The sequence below is a fragment of the Nostoc piscinale CENA21 genome (genome assembly GCF_001298445.1).
GTDB classification, from domain to species: domain Bacteria; phylum Cyanobacteriota; class Cyanobacteriia; order Cyanobacteriales; family Nostocaceae; genus Nostoc_B; species Nostoc_B piscinale_A.
On record NZ_CP012036.1, the window covers coordinates 2,844,627 to 2,869,746 of the forward strand.

Annotated in this window: 20 protein-coding genes, 1 tRNA gene and 4 pseudogenes; 17 read left to right on the forward strand and 8 right to left on the reverse strand. The window is 41.7% G+C overall.

Features of this window, described 5'->3' with window-relative positions:
- Positions 1-477: 477 nt before the first annotated feature.
- Entirely contained in the window at positions 478-846 is a 369-nt protein-coding gene (locus ACX27_RS12290) for a pentapeptide repeat-containing protein (RefSeq protein WP_062292622.1), read from the reverse strand.
- Positions 847-1,166: 320 nt separating this feature from the next.
- Here ACX27_RS12290 and ACX27_RS12295 point away from each other — a divergent pair, with 320 nt between their 5' ends.
- The 5 genes and pseudogenes from ACX27_RS12295 (at position 1,167) to ACX27_RS12315 (ending at position 4,444) form a co-directional block, all read left to right on the forward strand.
- The gene (locus tag ACX27_RS12295) at positions 1,167-1,439 is read left to right on the forward strand and encodes a UPF0367 protein family (RefSeq protein WP_062292626.1); all 273 of its coding nucleotides are present in this window, start codon (positions 1,167-1,169) and stop codon (positions 1,437-1,439) included.
- A 9-nt stretch (positions 1,440-1,448) separates the two neighbouring features.
- Positions 1,449-2,126 (forward strand): ABC transporter ATP-binding protein, encoded by a 678-nt coding sequence (locus tag ACX27_RS12300; protein ID WP_062292629.1) that lies wholly within the window; start codon positions 1,449-1,451, stop codon positions 2,124-2,126.
- Positions 2,127-2,446: 320 nt separating this feature from the next.
- A pseudogene (locus tag ACX27_RS12305) lies at positions 2,447-2,997 on the forward strand (NYN domain-containing protein).
- A 145-nt stretch (positions 2,998-3,142) separates the two neighbouring features.
- A tRNA-Asn gene (locus tag ACX27_RS12310) sits at positions 3,143-3,214 on the forward strand.
- A 24-nt stretch (positions 3,215-3,238) separates the two neighbouring features.
- Positions 3,239-4,444 (forward strand): aminotransferase class V-fold PLP-dependent enzyme, encoded by a 1,206-nt coding sequence (locus tag ACX27_RS12315; RefSeq protein ID WP_062292632.1) that lies wholly within the window; start codon positions 3,239-3,241, stop codon positions 4,442-4,444.
- Between the two features lie 157 nt (positions 4,445-4,601).
- On the opposite strand, the gene ACX27_RS12320 is transcribed toward ACX27_RS12315, so the two are convergent.
- Positions 4,602-5,117, reverse strand: coding sequence for a DUF937 domain-containing protein (locus tag ACX27_RS12320; RefSeq protein WP_062292637.1), 516 nt, complete (start codon positions 5,115-5,117; stop codon positions 4,602-4,604).
- A 223-nt stretch (positions 5,118-5,340) separates the two neighbouring features.
- Here ACX27_RS12320 and ypfJ point away from each other — a divergent pair, with 223 nt between their 5' ends.
- A complete protein-coding gene (gene ypfJ / locus ACX27_RS12325) occupies positions 5,341-6,189 on the forward strand; it encodes a KPN_02809 family neutral zinc metallopeptidase (RefSeq protein ID WP_062298306.1) in 849 nt (282 codons plus the stop codon).
- Between the two features lie 184 nt (positions 6,190-6,373).
- On the forward strand, positions 6,374-6,697 hold the full coding sequence (locus tag ACX27_RS12330) for a DUF1825 family protein (RefSeq protein ID WP_062292641.1): 324 nt from the start codon (positions 6,374-6,376) through the stop codon (positions 6,695-6,697).
- Between the two features lie 202 nt (positions 6,698-6,899).
- On the opposite strand, the gene ACX27_RS12335 is transcribed toward ACX27_RS12330, so the two are convergent.
- Complete coding sequence (locus tag ACX27_RS12335) at positions 6,900-8,822, reverse strand: transglycosylase domain-containing protein (protein ID WP_062292645.1); 1,923 nt, start codon at positions 8,820-8,822, stop codon at positions 6,900-6,902.
- Between the two features lie 174 nt (positions 8,823-8,996).
- Between ACX27_RS12335 and tyrS the strand changes: the two genes are divergently transcribed.
- The 4 genes from tyrS (at position 8,997) to cpdA (ending at position 13,007) form a co-directional block, all read left to right on the forward strand.
- Entirely contained in the window at positions 8,997-10,193 is a 1,197-nt protein-coding gene (gene tyrS / locus ACX27_RS12340) for a tyrosine--tRNA ligase (RefSeq protein ID WP_062298308.1), read from the forward strand.
- A 59-nt stretch (positions 10,194-10,252) separates the two neighbouring features.
- Positions 10,253-10,960 carry an orotidine-5'-phosphate decarboxylase gene (gene pyrF / locus ACX27_RS12345; protein WP_200929969.1) on the forward strand — a complete coding sequence of 236 codons (708 nt, stop codon included), beginning with the start codon at positions 10,253-10,255 and terminating at the stop codon, positions 10,958-10,960.
- A 341-nt stretch (positions 10,961-11,301) separates the two neighbouring features.
- Positions 11,302-11,736, forward strand: a complete 435-nt coding sequence (locus ACX27_RS12350) for a hypothetical protein (RefSeq protein WP_235526608.1) — start codon at positions 11,302-11,304, stop codon at positions 11,734-11,736.
- A 473-nt stretch (positions 11,737-12,209) separates the two neighbouring features.
- Positions 12,210-13,007, forward strand: coding sequence for a 3',5'-cyclic-AMP phosphodiesterase (gene cpdA / locus ACX27_RS12355; protein ID WP_062298310.1), 798 nt, complete (start codon positions 12,210-12,212; stop codon positions 13,005-13,007).
- Positions 13,008-13,063: 56 nt separating this feature from the next.
- Here the strand turns inward: cpdA and ACX27_RS12360 are convergent, their stop codons facing one another.
- The 3 genes and pseudogenes from ACX27_RS12360 to ACX27_RS12365 all read right to left on the reverse strand — a co-directional run.
- Positions 13,064-13,654, reverse strand: a complete 591-nt coding sequence (locus tag ACX27_RS12360; RefSeq protein WP_062292651.1) for a chromophore lyase CpcT/CpeT — start codon at positions 13,652-13,654, stop codon at positions 13,064-13,066.
- Between the two features lie 434 nt (positions 13,655-14,088).
- A complete protein-coding gene (locus tag ACX27_RS30875; RefSeq protein ID WP_083468729.1) occupies positions 14,089-14,274 on the reverse strand; it encodes a hypothetical protein in 186 nt (61 codons plus the stop codon).
- Positions 14,275-14,441: 167 nt separating this feature from the next.
- A pseudogene (locus tag ACX27_RS12365) lies at positions 14,442-14,940 on the reverse strand (glycosyltransferase family protein); the annotation flags it as partial.
- 460 nt (positions 14,941-15,400) lie between these two features.
- Between ACX27_RS12365 and xth the strand changes: the two are divergent.
- A complete protein-coding gene (gene xth / locus ACX27_RS12370) occupies positions 15,401-16,186 on the forward strand; it encodes an exodeoxyribonuclease III (RefSeq protein ID WP_062292656.1) in 786 nt (261 codons plus the stop codon).
- A gap of 216 nt (positions 16,187-16,402) precedes the next feature.
- Here the strand turns inward: xth and rppA are convergent, their stop codons facing one another.
- Complete coding sequence (rppA, locus tag ACX27_RS12375; protein WP_062292659.1) at positions 16,403-17,095, reverse strand: two-component system response regulator RppA; 693 nt, start codon at positions 17,093-17,095, stop codon at positions 16,403-16,405.
- A gap of 76 nt (positions 17,096-17,171) precedes the next feature.
- Here rppA and hisG point away from each other — a divergent pair, with 76 nt between their 5' ends.
- The 4 genes from hisG (at position 17,172) to ACX27_RS12395 (ending at position 23,046) form a co-directional block, all read left to right on the forward strand.
- A complete protein-coding gene (hisG, locus tag ACX27_RS12380; RefSeq protein WP_062292662.1) occupies positions 17,172-17,816 on the forward strand; it encodes an ATP phosphoribosyltransferase in 645 nt (214 codons plus the stop codon).
- Positions 17,817-18,080: 264 nt separating this feature from the next.
- Positions 18,081-20,330 carry a GAF domain-containing protein gene (locus ACX27_RS12385; protein ID WP_062292665.1) on the forward strand — a complete coding sequence of 750 codons (2,250 nt, stop codon included), beginning with the start codon at positions 18,081-18,083 and terminating at the stop codon, positions 20,328-20,330.
- Positions 20,331-20,347: 17 nt separating this feature from the next.
- Positions 20,348-20,773 (forward strand): response regulator, encoded by a 426-nt coding sequence (locus tag ACX27_RS12390; RefSeq protein WP_062298311.1) that lies wholly within the window; start codon positions 20,348-20,350, stop codon positions 20,771-20,773.
- A 5-nt stretch (positions 20,774-20,778) separates the two neighbouring features.
- Complete coding sequence (locus ACX27_RS12395) at positions 20,779-23,046, forward strand: hybrid sensor histidine kinase/response regulator (protein WP_062298313.1); 2,268 nt, start codon at positions 20,779-20,781, stop codon at positions 23,044-23,046.
- Between the two features lie 103 nt (positions 23,047-23,149).
- On the opposite strand, the pseudogene ACX27_RS12400 reads toward ACX27_RS12395, so the two are convergent.
- A pseudogene (locus ACX27_RS12400) lies at positions 23,150-24,155 on the reverse strand (aspartate carbamoyltransferase catalytic subunit).
- Between the two features lie 363 nt (positions 24,156-24,518).
- Between ACX27_RS12400 and ACX27_RS12405 the strand changes: the two are divergent.
- Positions 24,519-24,743: pseudogene (locus tag ACX27_RS12405) on the forward strand (YdcF family protein); the annotation flags it as partial.
- Positions 24,744-25,120 lie beyond the last annotated feature (377 nt).

Here is a 25,120-nt window from a genome sequence, read left to right on the forward strand (position 1 = left end):
CGATCGCACCCCCCAATTTCACCCAAACAGCGATCGCTGATGATTTACAAATGCGCCCGGAAATGGTGAAAACCTATGTTAAATTAGCGCGGAAAGCTGTTAAGCAGCAAGGGGAGTAAGGGATTACAACTAAAAGGATATACTCTCACTGTGTAGGCAGGGAGCAGGGAAAAAAATATGCTCTCTCGAAAATTTAGATATTTTATTTTATGCAAGTGTTAATTTACGCTGCGCTGTACTAGTTGTTTAATCAGCAATGTTATAGTGTCGCTTTGCATTGTGAATGTACCAAGTTACATTGTTAATGAGTCGCCTCACATTGTGAATGTACTAAGTCACGTTGTTAATGTGTTGCCTCGCATTGTGAATGTATTAAGTCACGTTGTTAATGTGTTGTCTCACATTGTTAATGCACCGAGCCTACTTTGATGATGTTGGGTTCTGCTACCGCGCCACCCAACCTACTTCTGATGCAGGTTATTCATTAGAGTTTGAATCATCGTCATCGAAGTCTGTGATGTCTTCATTCTCAAAGTTTGCTGGTAAAAGTTTTGGCCATTCCACAATCGCCCGTTCAAGATTCGCCCGTTCAAGATTCGCTCGTTCAAGATTCGCCCCTTCAAGATTCGCCCGTTCAAGATTCGCCCCTCGAAGATTCGCCCGTTCAAGATTTGCCCCTTCAAGATTCGCCCGTTCAAGATTCGCCCCTCGAAGATTCGCCCGTTCAAGATTCGCCCGTTCAAGATTCGCCCTGCAAAGATTCGCCCATTGAAGAATCGCCCCTTCAAGATTCGCCTCGAAAAGATTCGCCTCGTAAAGATTCGCCCCTTGAAGATTTGCCCACAAAAAATTAACTGGATTGTCAATCCAATTTACAATTTTTTACTGACTCTAATAATTCTAGGTAAAAATCGTTAATTTTTCCAGTGGATTCTAAGTAAAATTTAATCTTTTGGGGAAGAGTAAATGGGGATTAGGTAGTCGGGAGTAGGGTTTGAGGAGATTTTTGGACTTTTTCAAAAACTCTCATGTAGTACCGGCGATAGGCAGTGTGCCGCCTACTATGAATGAAAAAAAACATTTTTCCCCACTCACTACTCCCGATTCCCCACTCCCTCTTTCTTGGACGCTAAAATGAGTCCACAGATATGTTTGATTAATCCTAAATGTTTACCATTGACATAAGTGTAAGAAACACCGCTTTCCCCATATCAGTTCAACGTAAGTCAACAGAAGACGCTGAGGCTGTCTATCAACTCATTTTGGCAGCAATGCGCTCTGGCAATCCTGATATTGTGGAACTCAAGTGTGAAGGAAAGACAGAGAAAAAAATCGCTGTTCGTGCTAGTGAAATTTCTGGGGTACAAATTATTCAGAAAGATGGTGTTAGCACTGCTAGCGGTAGACCACCCGGCTTTTTTGCCTTAGCAGGTGAGTAAGGTGTAGTAATGGCGGAAGTGGGCATTCAAGTCAAAGACTTAAATTTCAGTTGGCCTAGTGGTGAAGCGGCTATCAAGTCTTGTTCTCTAGCAGTACCCAAAGGTGAATTTTGGATGCTTTTGGGTACTAATGGTAGTGGCAAATCAACTCTACTCCGACTCTTGGCAGGGCTGTTACAGCCTCAGTCTGGTGAAGTTGGCGTTTTACCCCCTGTCGGTTTTGTGTTCCAAAATCCTGATCATCAATTAGTCATGCCAACTGTGGGTGCAGATGTGGCTTTTGGACTGGTGGAAGAAAAATTGCCGCCTGCTATGGTGAGAGCAAGGGTTGAAGAAGCTTTAGGGGCAGTGAATTTGCTGCAACTGCAATTACGCCCGATATATGCTTTGAGTGGGGGACAAAAACAGCGTGTCGCTATTGCTGGTGCGATCGCTCGTCACTGTGAAATCCTATTATTAGATGAACCCACAGCTTTACTCGACCCTGATAGCCAACTGGATTTAGTGGCTGGTGTCCAACGCCTAGTCAAAAGTCGCGGTATTACAGCCTTGTGGGTAACTCACCGCCTTGATGAGTTGAATTACTGTGACGGGGCTTTTTTACTCGATAAAGGTTCTTTAGTTGATTGGGGTGAACCTCAACGCCTCAAACAACGATTGATGAAAGTGAATGATGAATCACCTTAAATGCTCAACCTAATTCATCAATAATTTTTAACATCTCTAACGCGCCTCATTCAAGGCGCGTTTACTTTTGTAGGCAATTAGTATAGCAACCAAAAGGTAGACAAAATGCTTGCAAATAAAGGGTTTTTTCCCTATAAATTGATTGAGACAATTTTCTTTTCTGGTAACTGACTTCTGAAATTGACAACTTTTTGGAGCTAAATTTTGCAATCTCTTCGCATTATTTAGTCTTTTGTAACATAGTGTTACAGCGAATGCTTCAATTACTATAAAAGTTATGAATGGATTGTGTTAACTCTAGAAAATTGTGATTAAAAACCATGCCCCGTTCCTCAGTCCCAGCCGTTCTATTGGTGGACGGTTACAACATAATTGGCGCTTGGCCTTGTCTGAAAAAAACCCGTGATAGTGCTGGTTTAGAAGCATCACGTTGGGAACTGGTCGAAGCATGATCGGTTACAGTGCTTTTCATGGTTACGAAACTCAAATCGTTTTCGATGCTCAATATCATAACGCCTCTAGCAATAAAGAAGTGATTACAGAGTTGGTTTCTGTTCACTACACTGATTTTGGGCAAACGGCAGATACTTACATCGAAAAAATTTGTGCATCCTTGCGATCGCAGATAACTGCATCTCGAATTTCGCGGATGATTGTGGCTACCTCAGACAGAGCGCAACAATTAGTAGTACAAGGATACGGGGCAGAATGGTTATCAGCACAACAACTTTGTAGTGCTGTCGAAACCACAGTTTGCCGAGTCCGTCAAAAATATCAAACTCGCAAAAAATCTAACAGTAGATTTTTAGCTAGTGCCATTGATGATAAAGCACGACAGAAGTTGGCTGCATTGCGTATGGGATTACAGTAACTCAACATCCATAAGTCTCTAATCTTCCTTCAGGAAGGGTTTGTGCTGACAATATTGGACAAAATTAGACTTGAGAAAAATTTAGCGAAAGTACTTGCCATTTCTTAGTGATTACGCTAATATTAGAAATTGTGAGCGACAGCGTTCCTCAGTAGCTCAGCGGTAGAGCGATCGACTGTTAATCGATTGGTCACTGGTTCGAATCCAGTCTGGGGAGTTTTAAAACTATGAAGGGTAAAGTATGAAGTGTGAAGAGTTAGGTTTCAAACTCCAATCTTCATCCCACCAAGAGCTTTGGTCACTTGACTCTGATGTAGTTTTTCTTAATCATGGTTCTTATGGTGCTTGTCCAAAAGCGGTATTGGCAGTGCAGCAGAGTTTGCGATCGCAGTTGGAACAAGACCCGGTAAATTTTTTTGGCAGAAAGTGGGAACCGCTATTAGACAATGCTAGAAGCAAGTTGGCAGCTTTTATTCATACTGATATCCAAGATTTAGTATTTGTCCCGAATGCCACAACTGGCGTAAATTCAGTATTACGTTCTTTGCATTTTGCCCCCGATGACGAAATCCTGACGACTAACCATGAATACAACGCTTGTCGCAATGCTTTAAATTTTATTGCTAGTCGGACTGGAGCGCGGGTAGTGGTAGCGCAGATTCCTTTCCCTGTAGAGTCACCACAACAAATAATTGCCGCCGTATTAGAGAAAGTTTCCCCTAAAACTCGTTTAGCATTAATAGACCATATAACTAGTCAGACAGGGTTAATCTTCCCCATAGCGCAGCTAGTCAAGGAATTACAGGCACGGGGTGTTGAGACATTAGTCGATGGCGCTCATGCACCAGGAATGATTTCCTTAAATATGCAAGAAATTGGGGCGACTTACTATAGTGGGAACTGCCATAAATGGCTTTCTGCACCCAAAGGAGCCGCATTTTTGTATGTGCAGCGGGATAAACAAGCAGAAATTCATCCCTTGACAATTAGCCACGGTGCTAACTCACCACGCACAGATAAAAGCCGCTTTCAGTTGGAATTTGACTGGACAGGTACAGATGATCCCACAGCTTTTATGTGCGTACCAGAAGCGATCGCTTTTATGGGTTCGCTGTTACCTGGTGGTTGGATAGAATTAATGCAGCGCAACCATCAGCTAGTTATCCAAGCTAGACAGTTACTTTGTACAACCCTACAAATACAACCACCTTGTCCAGCAGAGATGATTGGTTCAATGGCTGTTGTACCAATGCCTGTGAGTTTGGCAAATCAAAGTCATATTTGGCTACATGATGAATTGTTTGATCAATTTGGTATTCAAGTACAAGTGATTCCTTGGACTGAATCACCAGGAATACTGATGAGGATTTCCGCACAGATTTACAATACTTTAGAGCAGTATGAATATTTAGCAACAGCTCTAAAGTATTGTATGAAACAAAATTAGTTTTTGTTGGGAGATGCTTCTGGGATGATATGAAGCAGTACAGGAGAAAAGAAAGCTATATTGCTTTTCTCTTTTCTCCTATCCTGCTTTTTTGAGCTTGACAAGCAAAACCAAATTTTGCTAATTAAATTAGAAAATTAATTTTTAATTAACTTGATTATCTGCCGAGGTACTGACTCGCCATCCGAATCGCATCAGCAATGTCAACATCACCATCTCTATCTGCATCTAAAAAAGTATTTAACACAGAATTACTACCAGATTGAGCATTTGCACCTGATTGCAAAAAATTCAGCACTACTGGCACTATTAAAGGTAGTAATTGTTGAATAGTCCCAGCATCTAAACCAGTACGTTGAGCAACCGCCTCAGCTACTTGCTGTTGCATCCCAAAAGAAAACAGCGAATCTACCGCTTGGGGATTAGGAGAAGTACCGGCATATTGGTTTACTAAAGTTTGGACTTCACCTTCGCCATTGGTAGCTTGCTTTTCTTGTAAAGAAGAGCGTACATAATTGCCCACAATTCCCAAAACAGATTGGATTGTCGAGGCATCTGCACCAGTGCGATCGCTCAGTTGTTGTACAGTGTTGATAATCCCTCCCAGTTGACCCAAGCTGCCTTGTTGATTGGGATTAGTCACAGCACCGAGAATTTGGTCAAACAGTCCCATAAATTTTTTCTCCCTGATTAATATTTGTGCAGGTTAACTGAACTGTATCCGATTAACAACCTGTCTGAAGAATTACAGTTGTTTGTGGCTGGTTTAACCGCAGGTAGAAGAACTTAACAAATGAAATCAGTAATATCAGGACAGTTTAGCTAAAAGGTAGGTATAGATTTTATCTTACCTGCTGCAAATTTTGCTTTGTTGGTGATTGGGGCAAGTAGCAATTATGCGTTGGCAATTAGGTCGTCGGAGTACAAATGTTGAAGATAGACGGGGAATGCGCGTTTCGGCACCCGTAGTTGGAGGCGGGATTGGCGCACTGCTGCTATCCCTGGTTGTGGCACTGTTGGGTGGCGATCCCAGAGTCATTTTAGAACAGAATAACTCGCCTAGCGATCGCCCAGCCACAGAATTACCACAGACACCAGCCAAAGACCAAATGGCTGATTTTGTCTCCGTAGTGCTGGCTGACACAGAAGATACTTGGAGTGAGATATTTCAACAAAGTGGGGAAAGATATGTTGATCCGAAGTTAGTTTTATATTCCGATGCAGTCGAATCTGCCTGTGGGTTTGCGCGTTCGGCAGTGGGGCCATTTTACTGCCCGCAAGACCAAAAAGTATATATTGACTTGAGCTTTTACCGCGATTTAAAAAACCGCTACAATGCACCAGGAGACTTTGCCCAAGCTTATGTAATTGCCCATGAAGTTGGGCATCATGTCCAGAATTTGCTGGGAATTTCTGATCAAGTGCGATCGCGACAACAACGAGCCGATGAAGTAGAAGCAAATCAATTATCTGTGCGCCAAGAACTCCAAGCAGATTGTTTTGCAGGAGTTTGGGCTAATCACGCCCAGCGATCGCGCCAAATTCTCGAAACTGGTGATGTGGAAGAAGCCTTAAATGCTGCTAGTAGTATTGGAGATGATCGCTTACAAAAGCAAGCTAGGGGTTATGTAGTCCCAGAAACTTTTACTCATGGCAGTTCTGCCCAACGGGTACGTTGGTTTCAGCGAGGTATTCAATCAGGCGATCCACAACAATGTAATACTTTTAAAGCAGCCAATCCTTAGAAATTACAAAACTTCGCATCGATCAAATCATAATAGAAAGCTACTAAAGTCAAGTGTTGGAATCTAGGTTAAAAACCGTACTTCAACCGAAGTCTGTTTTTTCTATGAATCCCCTAGACTAGAATAAAAATATAAGCATCACTATAAGCTGCTGAGTGTCAGTACTCAGTTAAAGATAAGCAACATGGGATTCTTTGATTCTGAGATAGTGCAGCAAGAAGCAAAAGAGCTTTTTGAAGATTACCAAGCCCTAATCAAACTTGGTAACAGTTATGGCAAGTTTGACCGCGAAGGTAAAAAACTGTTTATTGAACAAATGGAAGCCATGATGGATCGCTATCGCATCTTTATGAAGCGATTCGAGCTATCAGAGGATTTTATGGCACAAATGACCGTAGAACAATTAAAAACTCAGCTTGGTCAGTTTGGCATCACTCCTCAACAGATGTTTGATCAAATGAACTTTACTTTAGAACGGATGAAAGCCGAACTGGAAAAACAACCTTGAAAAGTTGAGATTTTAGATTTTGGATTGATAAGTACAAGACTGACGCACAAAGGTTGTCTGTTAAGAATAGGTGTAAGGGTTTGAGGTTTTGAGGTAAGGGTTTTGAACACCTACACCCTTATACCCCTTCACCCTTCGCTAAATCCTTAATTTTTTGTTTTTTGCATAAGTCATAAAGTAATACAAAATCGAAACTCTCAAGCTAGTTTCCTTTTGGACGGGGAAATTGGGAAGGCGGTTTGAAATTCTCGACTGGTACACCTTTGAGGGCTTTGGTCATGAAATCTCTCCAAATAGGAGCTACCATCCCACCACCAGTTGCACTGCTGGCTAATTGCCTGTTGTCATCTCTACCTACCCAGACAGCAGTTGTCAATTGTGGTACGGTTCCAACAAACCAAATATCTTTTTCTGATGAAGTTGTACCTGTTTTACCAGCCACCGGACGATCAAGCGCAGCAGCTTTACCAGTTCCTGAGTTAACAACTGTCTCCATCGTATTAATAATTGCAGCCGCAGCCCAAGGATCAAGAACCAACTGGGGTTTAGGAGTATTGTCTAATAATACATTTCCGCTACTGTCAGTAATTCGAGCAATAATTGTTGGTGGAGACTGCCATCCATAATTAGCAAAAGTAGCGTAAGCACTTGCCATTTCTAGGGGTGTCACACCGATCGCACCTAAAGGCAAAGAAGTTACAGGTTCCATCGGACTCATAATTCCTAAAGTCCGACAAGTTTCGATAACTTTAGACATCCCAACAGCTTTACCAATCTTAATCACAGGAATGTTGCGAGACTGAGCTAAAGCAGTACGAATCGGCATTGGCCCCCTAAATGAGCCGTCATAATTCCGTGGATAGTACCAACCATTACCATCTCGATAACTCACAGGCGAGTCATCTACTGTTGAGTCTGGTGAATATTTCCCAGTGGCAAAGGCTGTGTAGTAAACAAATGGTTTAAAAGAAGAACCTGGTTGACGTTGAGCTTGAGTTGCACGGTTAAACTCACTCACCTTGGAATCTACACCACCCACCAAGGCTTTAATAAAATGGGTACGCGGATCAATCGCTACCAAAGCAATTTGATTCTTATACAACCCTTGGCTTAAAAGAGTTTGATGCCATTTCTTCACAGTATCTTCTGCCATCATTTGGAATTTGGCATCAACTGTAGTTTGGACGCGCATCCCGCCTTTGAGTAATGCGTCACGCCCAAACTTCTTAGCTAGTTCCTGGGATACAGTGTTAGAAACATAGGGTAAGGCGCTACCTTGGAAAGACCTGATTCTACCAAGTTTAATTTCTTGATTTAGGGCATCATCATATTCTTGCTGGGTGATCCATTTCAAATCCAGCATCCGCCCTAGTACTTCTTTTTGCTTTTGTTTTGCCAGCTTCATACTAGCAAACGGGCTAAATTCTTCTGGCGCTTGAATTAAACCCGCCATCATCGCCGACTCTCCCAAGGTTAGGGTTTCGGCTGACTTATCAAAGTAGCTGCGTGCTGCTGTTTGGACACCGTAATTATTGTGACCCCAATAAACTTGATTGAGGTACATTTCTAAAATTTGGTCTTTGGTGAGAATTTGTTCTAAACGAATTGCCAATACAGCCTCGGCTAATTTCCGAGTAATGGCGCGTTTTTGCGACAAAAATAAGTTTTTCACCAACTGCATGGTGATGGTAGAACCACCTTCTTTCACACCACCTGCTACGGCGTTAACTACAATCGCACGCCCCACGCCAGTGGGATTAATCCCGTGGTGATAGTAGAAATGGCTATCTTCACTGGCGAGGACTGCGCGTTTTAAATTAGGTGAAATTCTGTCTAAAGGTACAACTTCGCGGTTAGCTTCTCCGTGGACGCTGGCCAGGAGTTTACCTTTAATGTCATAAATATAAGTTGTTTCTGAAGGCAAAAAGTTACGCAGTTGTCTGACATCGGGCAAATTGCGGAAACTAATTGCTAAACCAACCAGCCCTCCAGCTACAATAGAGCTTGTCAGCATGGTTATAGATAACAAAGTACCGCCAGTTATCTGACCTACGCCCTTCAAGAACTCAAAACCTGATGAAGGCCGACGTTGTGGCTGCTTATTTTCAAGAGTCCTAGACGACACGGTGATCTCACTTCCTCACTTGTAAATTTAACTGTAATTCATCGAAATGCAGCAAGGTGGTTAATTTTTTGCAATTATATTAGTTTGGCAGATGAAAAAACGGACAAGTTGCCAGTGAATGTAACCAACCTAACTTCTCAGATAAAAAGTGTAGTTAATAGCGAATCTCCTATTATGGCGCAAGATTTTTCTTGGCTGCATCGTGGAATAGTAGAAGTATTCCCCCAACCGACTGATATTAATAGCGAAATAGAAAGTTTAGAACAGCGTCTAGCAAATAGTAACAGACCTTTGAGGGTGAAATTGGGAATCGACCCCACGGGTGCTGATATTCACTTTGGTCATAGCATACCAGTTAGAAAACTGCGAGCGTTTCAAGATGCTGGTCATACGGCAGTCCTGATTATTGGTGATTTTACAGCCCGCATTGGTGATCCGACTGGGAAATCTGAGGTGCGTCGCCAGCTAACAGAGGCTGATGTGGCGCAAAATGCCCAGACTTACTTAGACCAAGTGCGTCCTATTTTGGATTTTGACACACCAGGACGGTTAGAGGTGCGATATAACTCCGAATGGCTTTCCCAGCTTAATTTAGGAAAAATTTTAGAGTTACTGTCTACTATGACGGTGGGGCAGATGTTAGCCAAGGAAGGATTTGCTGAACGTTACAAAAAAGAGAATCCAATTTTCCTGCATGAGTTCCTTTATCCGTTGATGCAAGGCTATGATTCTGTGGCTGTTGAGGCTGATGTAGAACTTGGGGGAACTGACCAGAAGTTTAACATTGCGGTGGGACGGGATTTACAACGTCATTTTGGACAGAAGCCACAATTTGGTGTGCTGTTACCGATTTTAATTGGTACAGATGGCGTACAGAAGATGTCGAAGTCTCTGGGCAATTATGTCGGTTTGTCGGAACACCCAGGGCAGAAATATCAGAAGTTACAAGGGGTTCCAGATAATTTGCTGTCACAGTATTTTGAACTACTGACAGATTTACCTTTAGATAAATTGCCAGAAAACCCGCGCGATCGCCAGATGCTTTTAGCTTGGGAAGTAGTTAAACAATATCACGGCGAACAAGCTGCAAATGAAGCGAAAGAAGCAGCAAAAAGTGGCGGGAAGGAAGGTGCTGTTCCGGAATTTTCTCTGGCTGGTGTACCCCAATTTCCGGCAAAGTTGGCTTTTATACTGGGTGCTTGTGGCTTGTGTAAAAGTACAGGCGAAGGACGGCGGAAAATTCAAGAAGGTGGTGTACGCCTAGATGGCGATCGCATTACTGATGTTGATACCACTTTCAATGAGCCTAGTGAATTACACGGACGAGTGTTGCAAGTGGGTAAGAATAAGTTTGTGCGTTTAGTTCTGTAGATTTAGGGGTGTGGGGAGACAAGGTAGACAAGGGGGATTGGGGGATGTGGGAGTAAATGATGGGTAATGACAAAATAATTGTGGCTTTAGATGTGCCAGATTTGGAGGGTGCGATCGCTCTAATTGACAAGCTAGAATCAGTTAGTTTCTGGAAGGTTGGTTTAGAGTTGTTTACCAGTACTGGGCCGCAAATTTTAGAAATCTTAAAGTCTCGGCAAAAGCGCATCTTTTTAGATTTAAAGTTTCACGACATCCCTAATACGGTGGCTGGGGCTTGTCGCAGTTCGGCGCGTTATGGGGTAGATTTGTTGACAATTCATGCAACAGCAGGTAAAGATGCACTCAAAGCCGCTACCGAAGCAGCCCAAACAGGTGCAGCCCAAGCAGGTGTACAACCACCAAAATTAATTGCTATTACGCTGCTGACGAGTATTTCGGCGCGACAGTTGGCGTTTGATTTAAAAATTCCCCTGGAGTTGCCAGAATTTGCCCTAGAAATGGCATTGATGGCAAAAGAATCAGGCTTAGATGGGGCGGTATGTTCACCCCAAGAAGTGGCACAATTGCGCCAAACTAGCGGGGATGAGTTTTTACTGGTTTGTCCGGGGGTGCGTCCAACTTGGGCTGATAAAGGAGATCAAAAGCGATCACTCACACCTTCCCAAGCCCTGCAAGCTGGTGCAAACTATTTAGTAATTGGTCGTCCTATCACTGCTGCGCCTGATCCTGAGTTAGCCTGGAAACGAATTTCTGAGGAATTGAACTAGGGGCTAGTGGCTAATAAAAGTAGGGTGTTTTAAGGCTATACAAGGATTTTGGAACTTAAGACAGTAAGAATTAGCCGTAACGCACCATCTTTTTCAGTGTGTTTGGCGTTGACATAACGCATCCTGAAATTTAAGGTTTACTTACACAAAAGTATGAAAAAAGTCTTTTTCCTTCACCCCTATACCCCTACACCCCTATTCTCTACTCCCCCTCATCGCTTCTACGTTCTGTCTAATAATTGCCCATACCATTGATAACTCTGCATTCTCTCAAGCCACAGAGATGAATGTAAACTCTGTTTGCAGAGAAAAAAAATCTCGAAACATTAACTACTAAACTTTTGCAAGATTTACCTAGTTATACTAATCGTGCCAGTCAACGCGCTCGTCGGCGAACAAGACGTAGTGATTTGTTCAGCTATATGCTGTTAGCTGGTAGACCAGAATTTCAACCTCTACCGTTAAATCCTGTTAACGATGATCTCAATGAGCAGAAAAGTACTAATTCAAAAGTTGAACAGGTATTTTTTACTACTTTAGAACGGCAGTATATAGAAAATAAAGCTATTGAATTACAAGAATTCCATTGGTTGTTTTTGACTAAAAATCAAAGTGGCTGGTATTTGGTAACGATGTTGACACAAACTGGTGCTTCTAGAAATCAACAACCACCAACACCACCGCGTGATAGTAGCAATGGTATAGTTGCTCAAGGGATAAAAGCTTGGTTGCGAGACTGTCGGGCGGGAAGTCTGCGAGAGACAGAAAGAAACTAAGAGCTTATCTAAAGATAGAACTTACGTAGTGATATGAAAAATCTGGGTTTTGTCTGTGTAGCCGAGCCAGTGCGTTGGGTGGGTTCCCCGACTTGTAGACGCGCTTTGCGCGGCTTCTCGCAGAGTAGCATCTGGCGTGCGACTTAAGTCGCAGGCGTGCAAGATGTGAATATACCCTTTCACCCCCACACCCAATCTATATGCGTAAGTCCTGCTGCTTTTTTCTATCTTAGGATAGATGCTAAAAATTTTTGTTTAAAATTGTATTTTTATGTACAGCCTTGAGTATAACAATTACTTAAAGACTAGTAACAGATTTTGAGCAGAAGCTTTGAATTTCAAAGGTAAGTTGCCAAAATAATTATTAGTCACGCACTTAATATCAAGCTAGTTTTGCTACTTGAATGAAAGTTGCGTGTTCTACCGATAATGAAAATCAGGGTACAGATACAAGTAGAGTGTGAGCAGTGAAGATAAATTACATACCTCCCCTATCAATTGCTCAGGTAACGGATATACATCTGTTTGCCTCAGAAAATCATCAACTGCTGGGAATGCCTACAATTGAGTCTTTTAAGGTAGTGTTGGAGCGATTGCAGGAGTTAAAATCGGAAATTGATTTACTATTGTTGACTGGAGATTTATCTGGGGATGGAACTTCCGAGTCTTATGAACATCTGCAAAATTTAGTCAATCAATTAGCAATACCTACTTACTGGCTACCAGGAAATCATGACTGTGCGATCGCAATGAATGAAATTCTTAACCTGAAAATGATTTCGCGGCGCAAGTCTTTCCAGCGTGGTAATTGGAATTTTATCTTACTAAACTCGACTGTACCTGAGTGTGTACATGGTCATCTTTCTTTTAATACTCTCAGTTGGCTAGAGTCGGAATTAACTAAACTAGGCGATAAGCCCACATTAATAGCGTTACATCATCCACCTTTTTTGATAAATTCTGTATGGTTAGATAGCAGTAGTCTGCAAAATCCTGAAGAATTTTTTGCAGTAATTGACCGCCACCCACAAGTTAAGTTAGTTTTATGCGGTCATATTCATCAACAATTCCAACACCAGCGCCGCAACGTCGGGTATTTAGGAACTCCCTCAACTTGTATTCAATTTCGTTCCAATAGTCCTACTTTTGCTATTGACGAAAAAGCTCCAGGATTTCGGCTGCTAAAACTATACCCCAGTGGTGTCTGGGAAACTTCAGTAGAAAGAGTTCCCTATTTTCACCCACTGGAGTTAGCCGCAACGGGATACTAGACAAGTCAAAAGTTAAAAGTCAATATCTTGTCTCCCTTGTCCCCCCAACTCAGCACTCAGCACTTAACTTCATCTGCAAAACTTGCCCACCGCACAAAGTAAAATGGCCCAGCGACGGAACCCCAGATATGTTCATCGGTTTCTAAGTCGCGTCCTCTGTCAAGGCTGATGAATTTCTCGTCGTCAATTTCAAATTCACTGTCTAGGTAAGTTTTTTGGCCTTTGCGGAACACAATACAACCTTTTCCTGGTTCTACATAACCTTTAAAGCTGTTACCTGTCCACTCGACTAGCATGTTACAGCCTGGTAGCTTTTCTAAGTCATCGGCTGTCAGGGTTTTGAGGCGTTCTAAGTCACGAGATGCACCGTAGAATTTTTCTTCTTGTTTAACAGTGTAGTTTTCGATGTGGATGCGATCGCCTGCGTTCAACAAATTTAATACCCGCAAACGATAAGGGTCATTCAACATATAGTCATAAGCTTGTTCCACAAAAAAACTGACCCCTGATAGCAAGTCCAAAGGTAAGGGACGCATACACACGCGAATATGTGCATAAAATGGCGGATTTTCAAAAGCCTGGGCTTGGTTACTAAAATCAGCTGCCATCCATCTTGCTAAGGTTGCAATATCTGTAGAGCTTGTCATTTATAGATTATCTTTGGTTGCTTAAAAATCTCTTTGAGTATTTTAATGAAGTATGAAGTGTGAAGTCTAAAGTATGAATTTTTATGAAGAGAAATTCATATTTTATTCTATGGATATGCTCACATCTTGCATCTACCCCTAGCGACTAGAAATCGCAGCCATACAAACAAAGTCTACTGGGCGGACTCAGGGACTCCCAGCTTAAAAAATATACTATCACTATGTAGGCAAAGGGCAGAAAGCAGGGGGAAAATATTCTATGTCTTCTCTCGGCAATTGGATAATTTATTTTCTGGAAGTCCCTAACAGAAAATCAAGGTTTTTAAACACAAAGATTATCTGTTGAGATTTGATGTAAGGGTTCTGAATAAGTACATCCCTATACCCTTACACCCAGTCTCCCTAAAAAACCTTTGTGCTTAACCCCTCAAGACTTAAGTATTAATCTTTGGCTGAGTCAGCACTCCTGTATTCCGGGTTTCTCCATTATTTAAGCGATTAATTGTTAACAGCGGTACTTCTTGTCGGCACGACAGGCAAAACCAATATAGTTCACCATGACGGACATGACGCAGTAGGGAACCACCGCAACACGGGCAAGTGTTGGCTCGCATACTCATTCCAATGTCCTCCTTAAAAATAAGATTGATGTTAAATGCAGGTAAAAAGGTTGTAAATTATTGCCGCCCTTGAGCGGTATGGATGTAACCATTGAGGTTGATGCGATTTTTTATAATTTTTTTCTAGGCTGTTTCGTAGCTGTCAACCATTTGAGTAACGCTCAATTTTGTGGCATTAACGGATAATCTGCAAGCAAAATTCCGTTACCAACTATGGCAAGATAATTTAAATTAATTTGCCTTTGAGTGTGACTAATGCTGATGTAAGCTTGCTTTTGGTGGTGACTGTAGACGTTAACATTATCTTTTGTAAAATTGCTGTGCATACTCTGCACACTGGGAGTTGTAACCAAACTCGCTAAAGGTAATGCCCCAATTTCTACATGAGAATGAATGATGCCGAATTCCGCAGCTTGTTGATCAGTTTGGCTCTTTTCCAACATTTCACACACTGCATACTCTTGGAAATTACTATCTAAGGGTAATGCCTGTGGATGAATTGCTACTAAACGAGCCAGAGTTTGTGAATCACCAGAAGCAAACAAAGTTACTTCATGGACAAGGCGCATTAATTCATCGGTCAAGCAACTCATTAACAGTTCAATTCCTCCATAATTTGAAGGCGGAACTCGTTCCCATAAAGGGGGCTACCTGAGCGATTGTCATAAGTTGTTTTGGTTCGGACTGTCAGAAAGTCTTGCTATAAAGATTATTAAAATCTTTTCTCGAAGACAAAGCATTTTTACTGACTCTTTTAAGATTTCAATTAACTTAACTGACTTGCAAGAGTGCAACATTAGTTAACACTAACGTCTTTGTCTACCGCTAAATTTAAGACCATTTACAGGTTGTAGCCACTAAGTGTCTACACCTTTAAAATATAGCTCACCTTCCTTGATTTTCATCTACCTTGAGAATCAGAATTAGTCTGAATATTTTGTAGCAGAACTTACAAAAAGCTAGATTTTGTAGCCATAAATACTAAAAATCCCATCCGGGATCAATTTTCTTAGAAGAATAATCTGTTTAAAAATCGGCAGTTACGAGGATCATTAACATAAAGATTAAATAATACTAAAATTTTGTTATCTGGGAATCTTAGGCATTAATTTAGATAAATAACTAAATGAAAATTGTAACTTGGAATGTTAATTCAATTCGCACTCGTCTAGAACAGGTGATCTATTGGTTACGTGAGAATCCTGTGGATGTGCTTTGTTTGCAAGAAACAAAAGTCATAGATGCCGATTTCCCGCGATCGCCTTTTGTCGAATTAGGCTATCATCTCTACATCTCAGGACAAAAAGCTTATAACGGTGTTGCCCTCATCTCCCGTCAACCACTCAAAGATGTTTCTGCCGGATTCACCGCTATATTGCCTCACCTAGAACCAGAATGGGATGAGCAGAAACGCGTAATTACAGGTGTGATTGATGATATTCGGATTGTGAATTTATATGTACCTAATGGTTCTGCCATTGGCAGTGAAAAATATGAATTTAAGTTACGCTGGTTAACTGTGTTACGAGAGTATTTACAATTTCTGCTCAAGTCACAATCAGCCATTTGCATTTGCGGTGACTTTAATATTGCGCTGGAATCGATAGATATTCATGACAAGGTAAATGCAGATAACCATATTATGTCGTCACCAGCAGAACGCCAAGCCTTGAGAGATATTCTGGAATTAGGCTTTGCTGATGCTTTCCGCAAGTTTACTACGGAAGGCGGACATTATAGTTGGTGGGATTATCGCACAGCCGCCTTTCGCCGCAACTTAGGCTGGCGGATTGATCATCACTATCTCACACCAGTGTTGTATGAGCGTGCCAAAAGTTGCATTATTGACGTGAATCCCAGAACATTACCCCAACCCAGCGATCATACACCAGTGATTGTGGAACTTGAGTAAAAAAGGGGCTAGTACAGTGCGGCGTAAATAAACAGACCATAAGAAATTGCTAAAAGGCTTGTAGTATAACTATTATTGCTGTTTACTTTTGCCTTTTTACTTTTGCTTTGTTGTACTATGAGCTATAGATGAGGATCTTTTACTCCTAAAGTAGGTGGGTGGGAAAATTTATTGATTTTATGATCGCCTAAACTAATCATTAAAGTGCGATCGCTTTTACTCGACAAAAGCACTACCAAAGCGATAGCCTTTACCATACACTGTATGAATCAAAGTGGTTTCTTTACCTACCTCAATCTTGCGGCGCAACAGGCGAATTAATGCTGCGATGACGTTGCTACTTGGCTGTTCTTCATCTTGCCAGAGATGCTCCATAATTTGGGCGTGAGTTAGCAACTGTCCTGTGTGTTCCATAAAGTATTGCAACAGTTGACTTTCTTTTTGGGATAGTTCAATAATGCGCCCTTGGCGGTAAGCTACTTGGTTGTCGCAATCAAGTTCTAAATCAGCAACAACTAATCTTCCGGGAGTGGTTTCATAGGTTTGGGAACTTCCACGACGCAGTAAAGCCCGGACTCTGGCTAACAATTCCCGTAATTCAAAGGGTTTAACTAAATAATCATCTGCACCAGCGTCTAAACCTTGCACGCGATCGTCTAAGGTGTCTTTAGCGGTAAGAAACAACACAGGTGTATTTTTGCCTTGTCGTCGCAATTCTTGGCAAATTTCTAATCCAGTTTTTCCTGGCAACATCCAATCTAAAATTAGTAAGTCATAATGACTGGCTGCGGCCAGATGACTACCATTAGCCCCATCATAAGCCGCATCTACGGTGTAACCTTCACGAGTTAACACGCGACTTAAGGGGTCTGTTAATTCGGCTTCATCATCAACTAATAAAATTCTCATGCTGCTTATGGTAAGCAATCGAGATATTCTCAATAATAAATGAACTGTCTACACGCTAAGGATATCAAGAAAAAGAATGTTGACTGTCGCACTACCGAAAGGGGAACTACTAAAAAATAGCATCCGCCTGTTACAATCTGTGGGATTAGATTTTAGTGCTTTTTTAGATTCTGGAAATCGCCAACTTCAGATTCTTGATGCGAGTGGACAAGCTAAGGGTTTGTTGGTACGCGCACAGGATGTACCTGTCTATGTAGAATATGGTCAGGCACAGTTGGGGATTGTTGGTTATGATGTATTGCGAGAAAAACAGCCACAGGTAGCCCATTTGGTTGATTTACAATTTGGCTATTGTCGCATGTCGGTGGCAGTTAAAGCAGCTAGTCCTTACAAATCACCTTTAGATTTTCCGCCGCACAGCCGAATTGCCTCTAAGTATGTCAATTGTGCTAGGGAATATTTTCAAAGTTTAGATTTACCAGTGGAAATAGTACCGTTGTCTGGTTCTGTGGAACTTGGCCCAATTACAGGGATGTCAGAAGCTATTGTGGATTTGGTTTCTACAGGGCGGACTTTGCGCGAAAATGGCTTAATTGAATTGGAGACTTTGTATCACAGTACGGCGCGGTTAATTGGACATCCGTTAAGTTACCGAATCAATACAGGTAATATGTGCGAGTTGAGTGCTAAGTTGCGAGAGGCGGCTTTGGTGGGGGTATAGGGGTGTAAGAGTGTAGGGGTGTAGGATTTTCCCTACTTCCTATTGCCCATTCCCTACACCCTATTCTCTTATCTATTTTGTCTACACTGGAGTTACGCCCAATATTTAAGTTTAGGGCGATCGCTTACCTTAAAAATCTAAAAAAACTCCTCTAAAAACTCAAAGTTAGTTAAATTATTAACTAAAGTAAAAAAAATATTAATTAAAAATCAAATTTTTCCACACTTTTAATCAACCCTTTTTTTGAGTTTTTTCCCAAAATTAATGCAAACTGAATCTTATCATCAAGAACAGGCGAGGCTAGAAGCTCTGCGCCGATATCAGATTTTAGATACTGAACCAGAACAAGCCTACGACAATCTTGCCCGGTTAGCAGCTTTTATTTGTGGTACTTCCATTGCTTTGGTCAATTTCATTGATGAAAACCGTCAGTGGTTTAAGGCGAAACTTGGTATAGATGTGCCAGAAATGCCTCGTAATGTTGGCTTATCGTATCTTTGCTTAGAGCGTCAAGACATCGTTGTTATTAACGATACTTTAGTCAATGAGCAATATGCTGCGAATCCCGCAGTTACTGGCTATCCCCATGTGCGGTTTTATGCAGGTGTGCCTTTGATTTCTCCTGATGGACAGATATTAGGAACGCTCTGTGCCATTGACCCACAACCACGGAAACTGAACCAACAACAAGTAGAGGCTTTGTTGGCTTTAGGCCGTCAGGTAATTAGTCAGTTAGAACTAAGGCGGAATTTAGCTGAAAGACAGCAAACAGAAGCATTTTTGCGCGAGAGTGACCAAAGATTGAAGTTAGCACTACAGGCGGCTAAACTGGGTTCTTGGCAACTTGACCTGAAAACAAGGGAATTAGCTGCTTCTAGCCAGTGTCATCTCAACTTTGGTCTGTCGCCAGAAGTTGAGTTTACCTATAATAAGTTGCTGGAATGTATTCATCCTGACGATCGCTCTTATATGCAAGAGTGTGTTAGAGAAGCTATAGAAAATCATGGTGATTACGAGGCAGAATATCGCTGTATTTGGCCAGATAACAGCATTCATTGGATATTAGCTAGGGGTACGGTTATTTATGATGTGGCTAATCAACCGATTCGGATGATTGGTGTCACGCTGGATGTAACTGACCGCAAGCAAGCCGAAGAAGAATTAAAACGACAAAACTTGCGATCGCAATTATTTGCCGAAATCACACTAAAAATCCGAGAATCTCTACAGTTAGAAGAAATTCTGCAAACCACAGTTAAAGAAGTCCAAAAACTGCTGCAAGCTGACCGAGTGTTAATTTTTCGCCTGTGTCCTGATGGTTCCGGTACAGTAGTGCAAGAGGCTGTCCTACCAGGTTGGCCTGTGGTTTTAGGCCAAAATATTCTTGACCCTTGTTTCCAAGAAAACTACATAGAAAAATATCGTCAAGGACGCATCAGTGCAATTTTTGACATTGCAACAGCTAACATTCAAGACTGTCATAAAGAATTTTTGCAGCAGTTTGGTGTCCAAGCTAACCTCGTAGTTCCAATTTTAATTCGAGATGGGATTTGGGGTTTATTAGTTGCTCATCAGTGCGCTCATCCCCGTCATTGGAACAACTTTGAAACGGAATTATTACTCCAGTTAGCTAATCAAATTGGTATCGCTTTATCCCAAGCACAGCTTTTAGAACAAGAAACCCGCCATGTTCAAGAGTTAGCACGTTCTAATTCTGAATTAGAACAGTTTGCTTATGTCGCTTCTCATGATTTGCAAGAACCATTGCGGATGGTGACAAGTTATTTACAGCTACTAGAGCGGAAATACAGCAGCCAACTTGATGCAACTGCGGATCAGTTTATTAACTATGCCGTAGATGGGGCGCGGCGAATGCAAAATCTGATCAATGACTTGTTAAATTATTCACGGGTAACAACAAGGGGACAACCTTTTGTAGAAGTTGATTGTGCAGAGATTTTAGGGCAGGCGATCGCCAACCTGAAATTTGCTATAGAAGATAGTAGCGCAGAAATTACTTACGACCATCTCCCCATAATTACAGCCGATCCCATACAACTCACACAAGTCTTTCAAAACCTCATTGCTAACGCCATCAAATTCCGCCGAGACATCGCACCACGCATTCATATTGGTGCATTTCGAGCAGATGAAGGAGATGGGGGACAAGGTGGACAAGGGGGACAAGGGGGAAACTTAGACAAAGATGTTTCTTCTACCTTGTCTCCCCCCTCAACACTCAGCACTCAGCACTCAGCACTCAGCACTCCTCAAGAATGGTTATTCTGTGTGAGTGATAATGGAATTGGTTTAGAGGCACAGTACGCTGAACGTATTTTTGTGATTTTTCAGCGTTTGCATGGTAGAAGTAAGTATCCGGGTACTGGAATTGGTTTGGCAATTTGTAAGAAAATCATAGAACGCCACGGCGGACGTATCTGGGTTGAGTCAGAATCGGGCCAAGGCTCGAAATTCTATTTCACAATTCCAGATCAAGCAGGTCAACAATCGTGAATAACCCACAACAAATTATGCCAATTGAGGTTTTGTTAGTTGAAGATAATCCTGGTGATGCGGAACTGACACGCATTGCCTTACAAGATAGCAAAATCTCAATTAACCTCAATGTTGTGGAAGATGGTGTAGAGGCGATGGCATTTTTACGCAAGCAGGACAACTATGTCAGGAAACCTCATCCTGATATTGTATTGTTAGATTTAAATTTACCGCGCAAAGATGGACGGGAGGTATTGGCAGAAATTAAATCTGACGACAATCTCAAACGAATCCCCGTCGTTGTCCTGACTACTTCCCAATCGGAAGAAGATATTCTTAAAGCTTATAATTTGGCTGCTAATTGTTATATCACCAAGCCAGTAGATTTTGATCAATTCGTTAAAATTGTACAATCCATAGAAAATTTCTGGTTTGCGATCGTAAAACTGCCGCCGGAGTAATGGAAATGGCAGGAGAATTAATAAAAGTCTTATTAGTTGAAGATAACCCTGGCGATGTTTTTCTCTTACAGGAGTTATTAAAAGAAGTAAAAACCACACAGGTAGATTTGCGTCCGGTTGAGGAATTATCGGCAGCACTCAACTTATTAGCGCAAGATAGTTTTGATGTCATGTTACTAGACCTGTCTCTACCTGATAGTCAAGGCATTAGCACTTTTTTAAGGGCTACCCATCAAGCAAAAGCTACACCGATTATTGTATTAACAGGTTTAGATGACGAAACTTTAGCACTCCGCGCGATGCAAGAAGGAGCGCAAGATTATTTAGTGAAGGGGCAAGTAACTGGTGATTTGCTAGTGCGTTCGATGCGGTATGCGATTGAGCGTCAACGAATTGAAGATGCACTACGTCAGAGTGAGGAAAGATTTCGCGTAGCACTGAAAAATTCACCGATTTTTGTTTTCAATCAAGATAGAGAGTTACATTACACCTGGGTTTATAATTCGATTTCTGGATGGACAAATGAAGATATGCTGGGTAAGCATGACTCAGAACTGCTTCCAGATGAAGATGCTCAAAATTTAACTACCATTAAACAAGGTGTTCTGACTACGGGGATAGGTACAAGAGCAGAAGTATTACTGACTACGCCCCAAGGAATTCGCTATTATGATTTGACTGTTGAGCCATTACGAAATGAGGCGCAAGATATTGTGGGGATAACTTGTGCCAGCATTGATATCACTGAAAACAAACAAGCTGAAGCAAAAATCCGCGAACAAGCAGCATTATTAGATATCACCACAGATGCTATTTTGGTGCGCGATTTAGAAAATAAAATTCTATTTTGGAACAAAGGCGCAGAAAAACTTTATGGCTGGCAAGCATCAGAGGCTTGGGGCAGAAATGTTAATGAGTTATTATTTGATGACTATTGTCCCGAATTTGAAGCAGCTTGGTTAAGCGTCGTCAGCAAAGGTAAGTGGCAAGGTGAATTAAGGAAAAGAACGAAAGCAGGTAAAGATGTATTAGTTGCTAGTCGCTGGAGTTTGGTTTGCGATCGCCAAGGTAGACCCCAATCAATTTTAACAGTAGATACGGATATTACGGAGAAAAAACGCCTAGAATCGCAACTGTTTCGCGCCCAACGCATGGAAAGTATCGGCACTTTAGCCAGTGGTATCGCCCACGACCTCAACAATATCCTCACACCAATTTTAGCGGGAGCGCAACTATTACCTTTAAAGTTCCCTGATGCTGATGAACGAACCCAGCATTTATTAGAAATTTTAGAAATTAATGCCAAACGTGGTGCAGACTTAGTTAAACAAGTACTATCGTTTGCGCGGGGTGTGGAAGGTCAACGCATTAACTTGCAACCTCGACACTTAATTGTGGAAGTTGCCAAGATTTTAAAAGAAACTCTACCAAAATCTATTGAAGTTCGACTTGACTTATCACCTGAGTTATGGATGGTTTCGGGAGATAGTACCCAACTGCATCAAGTGTTGATGAATCTCTGCGTTAATGCCCGTGATGCCATGCCCGATGGTGGTACTTTAACGATTACTGCGGCAAACTTGTTAATTGATGAAAATTACGCCCGGATGAATTTAGATGCCAAAGTCGGCCCTTACACAGTAATTAGTATCTGTGATACCGGGATTGGCATTCCAGAGGAAATTTTAGATCGAATTTTTGAGCCATTTTTCACGACTAAACCTGTGGGACAAGGCACAGGTTTAGGACTTTCTACGGTTCTAGGAATTGTGAAAAGTCACGGCGGCTTTGTGAGTGTAGAAAGCCAAGTCGGGAACGGAACTTGCTTTCGGGTTTATTTGCCTAGTGTGGGTGAACAGGAAATTTTTACCCAAGACGAAATCACACTGCAAGTCGGTCACGGAGAATTGATTCTGATTGTGGATGATGAACCCTCGATTCAAGAAATTACCAGAACATCCCTAGAAACTCATCATTATGAAACTTTAGTTGCTAGTGATGGCATTGAGGCGATCGCCCAATACGCCAAAAATGCCAATAAAATTAGTGTCGTGCTGATGGACATTATGTTGCCCTCATTGGATGGGATAACAGCCATCCGTACCTTACAAAAAATTAACCCCCAAGTCAAAATTATTGCCACCAGTGGACTCATGTCCAAAGAGAAACTAGGGGAAATCATGAAAATGGGTGTCAAGAAATTCTTGGCCAAACCCTACACTGTGAATGAATTGCTACTCAGTTTACAAGAAATTCTCAACGAAGGTGGTTAATCATTTATTGCCTACACCCTTACACCCTTACACCCCTCCATTAAGTCTTCCCACTACCAATCAAAATTTATTGCCTACACCCTTACACCCTTACACCCCTCCATTAAGTCTTCCCACTACCAATCAAATATAACAACGCCATTCTGACAGCTACGCCACTGGTAACTTGCGATTGAATCAAGCTAAATTCTGGGTCATCCATTAAATCAGAACTAATTTCTACACCACGATTTACAGGGCCGGGGTGCAGAACTTTCACATCAGGCTTGCACAGTTGCAATTTTTGTCTGGTAATGCCAAATAACTGATGATATTCCCGCAAACTGGGGAGTAAATGTGCTGTCATTCGTTCTTTTTGCAGTCGCAGAGTCATCACAAAGTCTGCGTCTTGCAAGGCTGGTTCTAATTGCCAATGTAAAAATAGTTGACCGTTGAGTGTATCTTTTTTCTCACTATATATATACTCAGCAAATAATTTAGGTAACAAAGTCGGTGGTGCAGCTAAATGCACTTGTGCGCCACTGGCAATTAAGCTCCAAATATTTGATCGCGCTACGCGAGAATGTAAAATATCTCCAACGATCGCAATTTTTTTTCCCCACCAGCATTTCTATATTCGGGTGATCTCGGTCAACTAAGGTGCAGATTGTAAATAAATCGAGCAATGCTTGTGAAGGATGTTCATGTTGACCATCGCCAGCATTTAGTATACTAACTCGCACACCCAACCGATCCATTTCTTGAGCGATCGCATCTGGGACACCTGCTTCTTTATGACGGATGACCATAATATCAGTCCCCATCGCTAAATAAGTCTTAGCTGTATCGAGAATTGTCTCACCTTTGGTCATCGAAGAAGTAGAAGCCGCAAAATTTAAAGTATCTGCACTTAAACGTTTCGCTGCTAGTTCAAAACTGCTCCGTGTGCGGGTAGAAGGTTCAAAAAATAAATTCGCCACCACCTGTCCTTGCAAAGTTGGTACTTTCTTCGTCCGCCGTGATAGCACTTCTTGAAAACTTGCAGCCGTTTGTAAAACAGTATTGTATTCAGCGATAGTAAAGTCAGCTAAAGAAATTACGTGATGACGATTCCAGGTGGTAGTAGGCATAAATATGTGCGTTGTGGTGTCAAGATGCAATCAATTGCTTCTCTACCAAGTATTTACTTTTAGTATGCAGAGGTAATAATAGCACTTGCTTTCAACATCGAGACTAATATCGAATAAGACTCATATCGTGTCCGGTAAAAGACTCATCATCAAGACCGCAGGGTGCAGGGGGAGAAAGAGTTTCGTCTTTCTGCACAGATATGCGTCAGTCATAACTGATTTGCCGGACATTATATCAGTATACAGAAGTCATAATTGATCAAAGGTTGATGACTCATAGTTATAGATTTATTAAAATTTCTACTAGCAAAATCTTGATTTAACAATCATTCTGGATTATGACTTCTGAAAGCTGAATTCGTTTTCCAGCAACAGCAGATACACCATATATTCTTAATTACTTCTCAGTTTCACATGCCCAGAGCAAGAGCGATCGCTACTGTAGTCCTTGGTAGTCGAGGTATTGCTTTTACTCCTGTCTCAGTACCCTCTCAACTCACGGAATTAGAACCAATAGACCTGATTTTGCGTGATGTTGTCCGTTCCCTTCTCTGGCTAATTACAGGGTATACAGGAAACGAATTTTAACTAGTACAACAAGGCAAAAGTAAAAAGAAAGAATAACTATACCACAAGCCTTTTAGCAATTTCTTATGGTTTGTTTATTTACGCCGACCTGTACTAGTAGTCCAGTAAACCAATTATGAAAGTTCTGCACAGATGTGTTGAATCATAACTGATATCATGTCCGGTTAATTAGTTGTGATTCCCACAATCTTTGCACCACCCCACCCCTCCCCGTCAACGGGGAGGGGAGACATAGCGTAGCTGTGGCGGGGTGGGTTCTTCGGTTTTTGTAAGTAATCAAGCGGACATGATATGATTTGCCGGACATGATATCAAAGGCAAAAAAGAAGGGACGTTTTCAAAAACGTCCCTGTAATTCAATTTTTAAACACTTAATG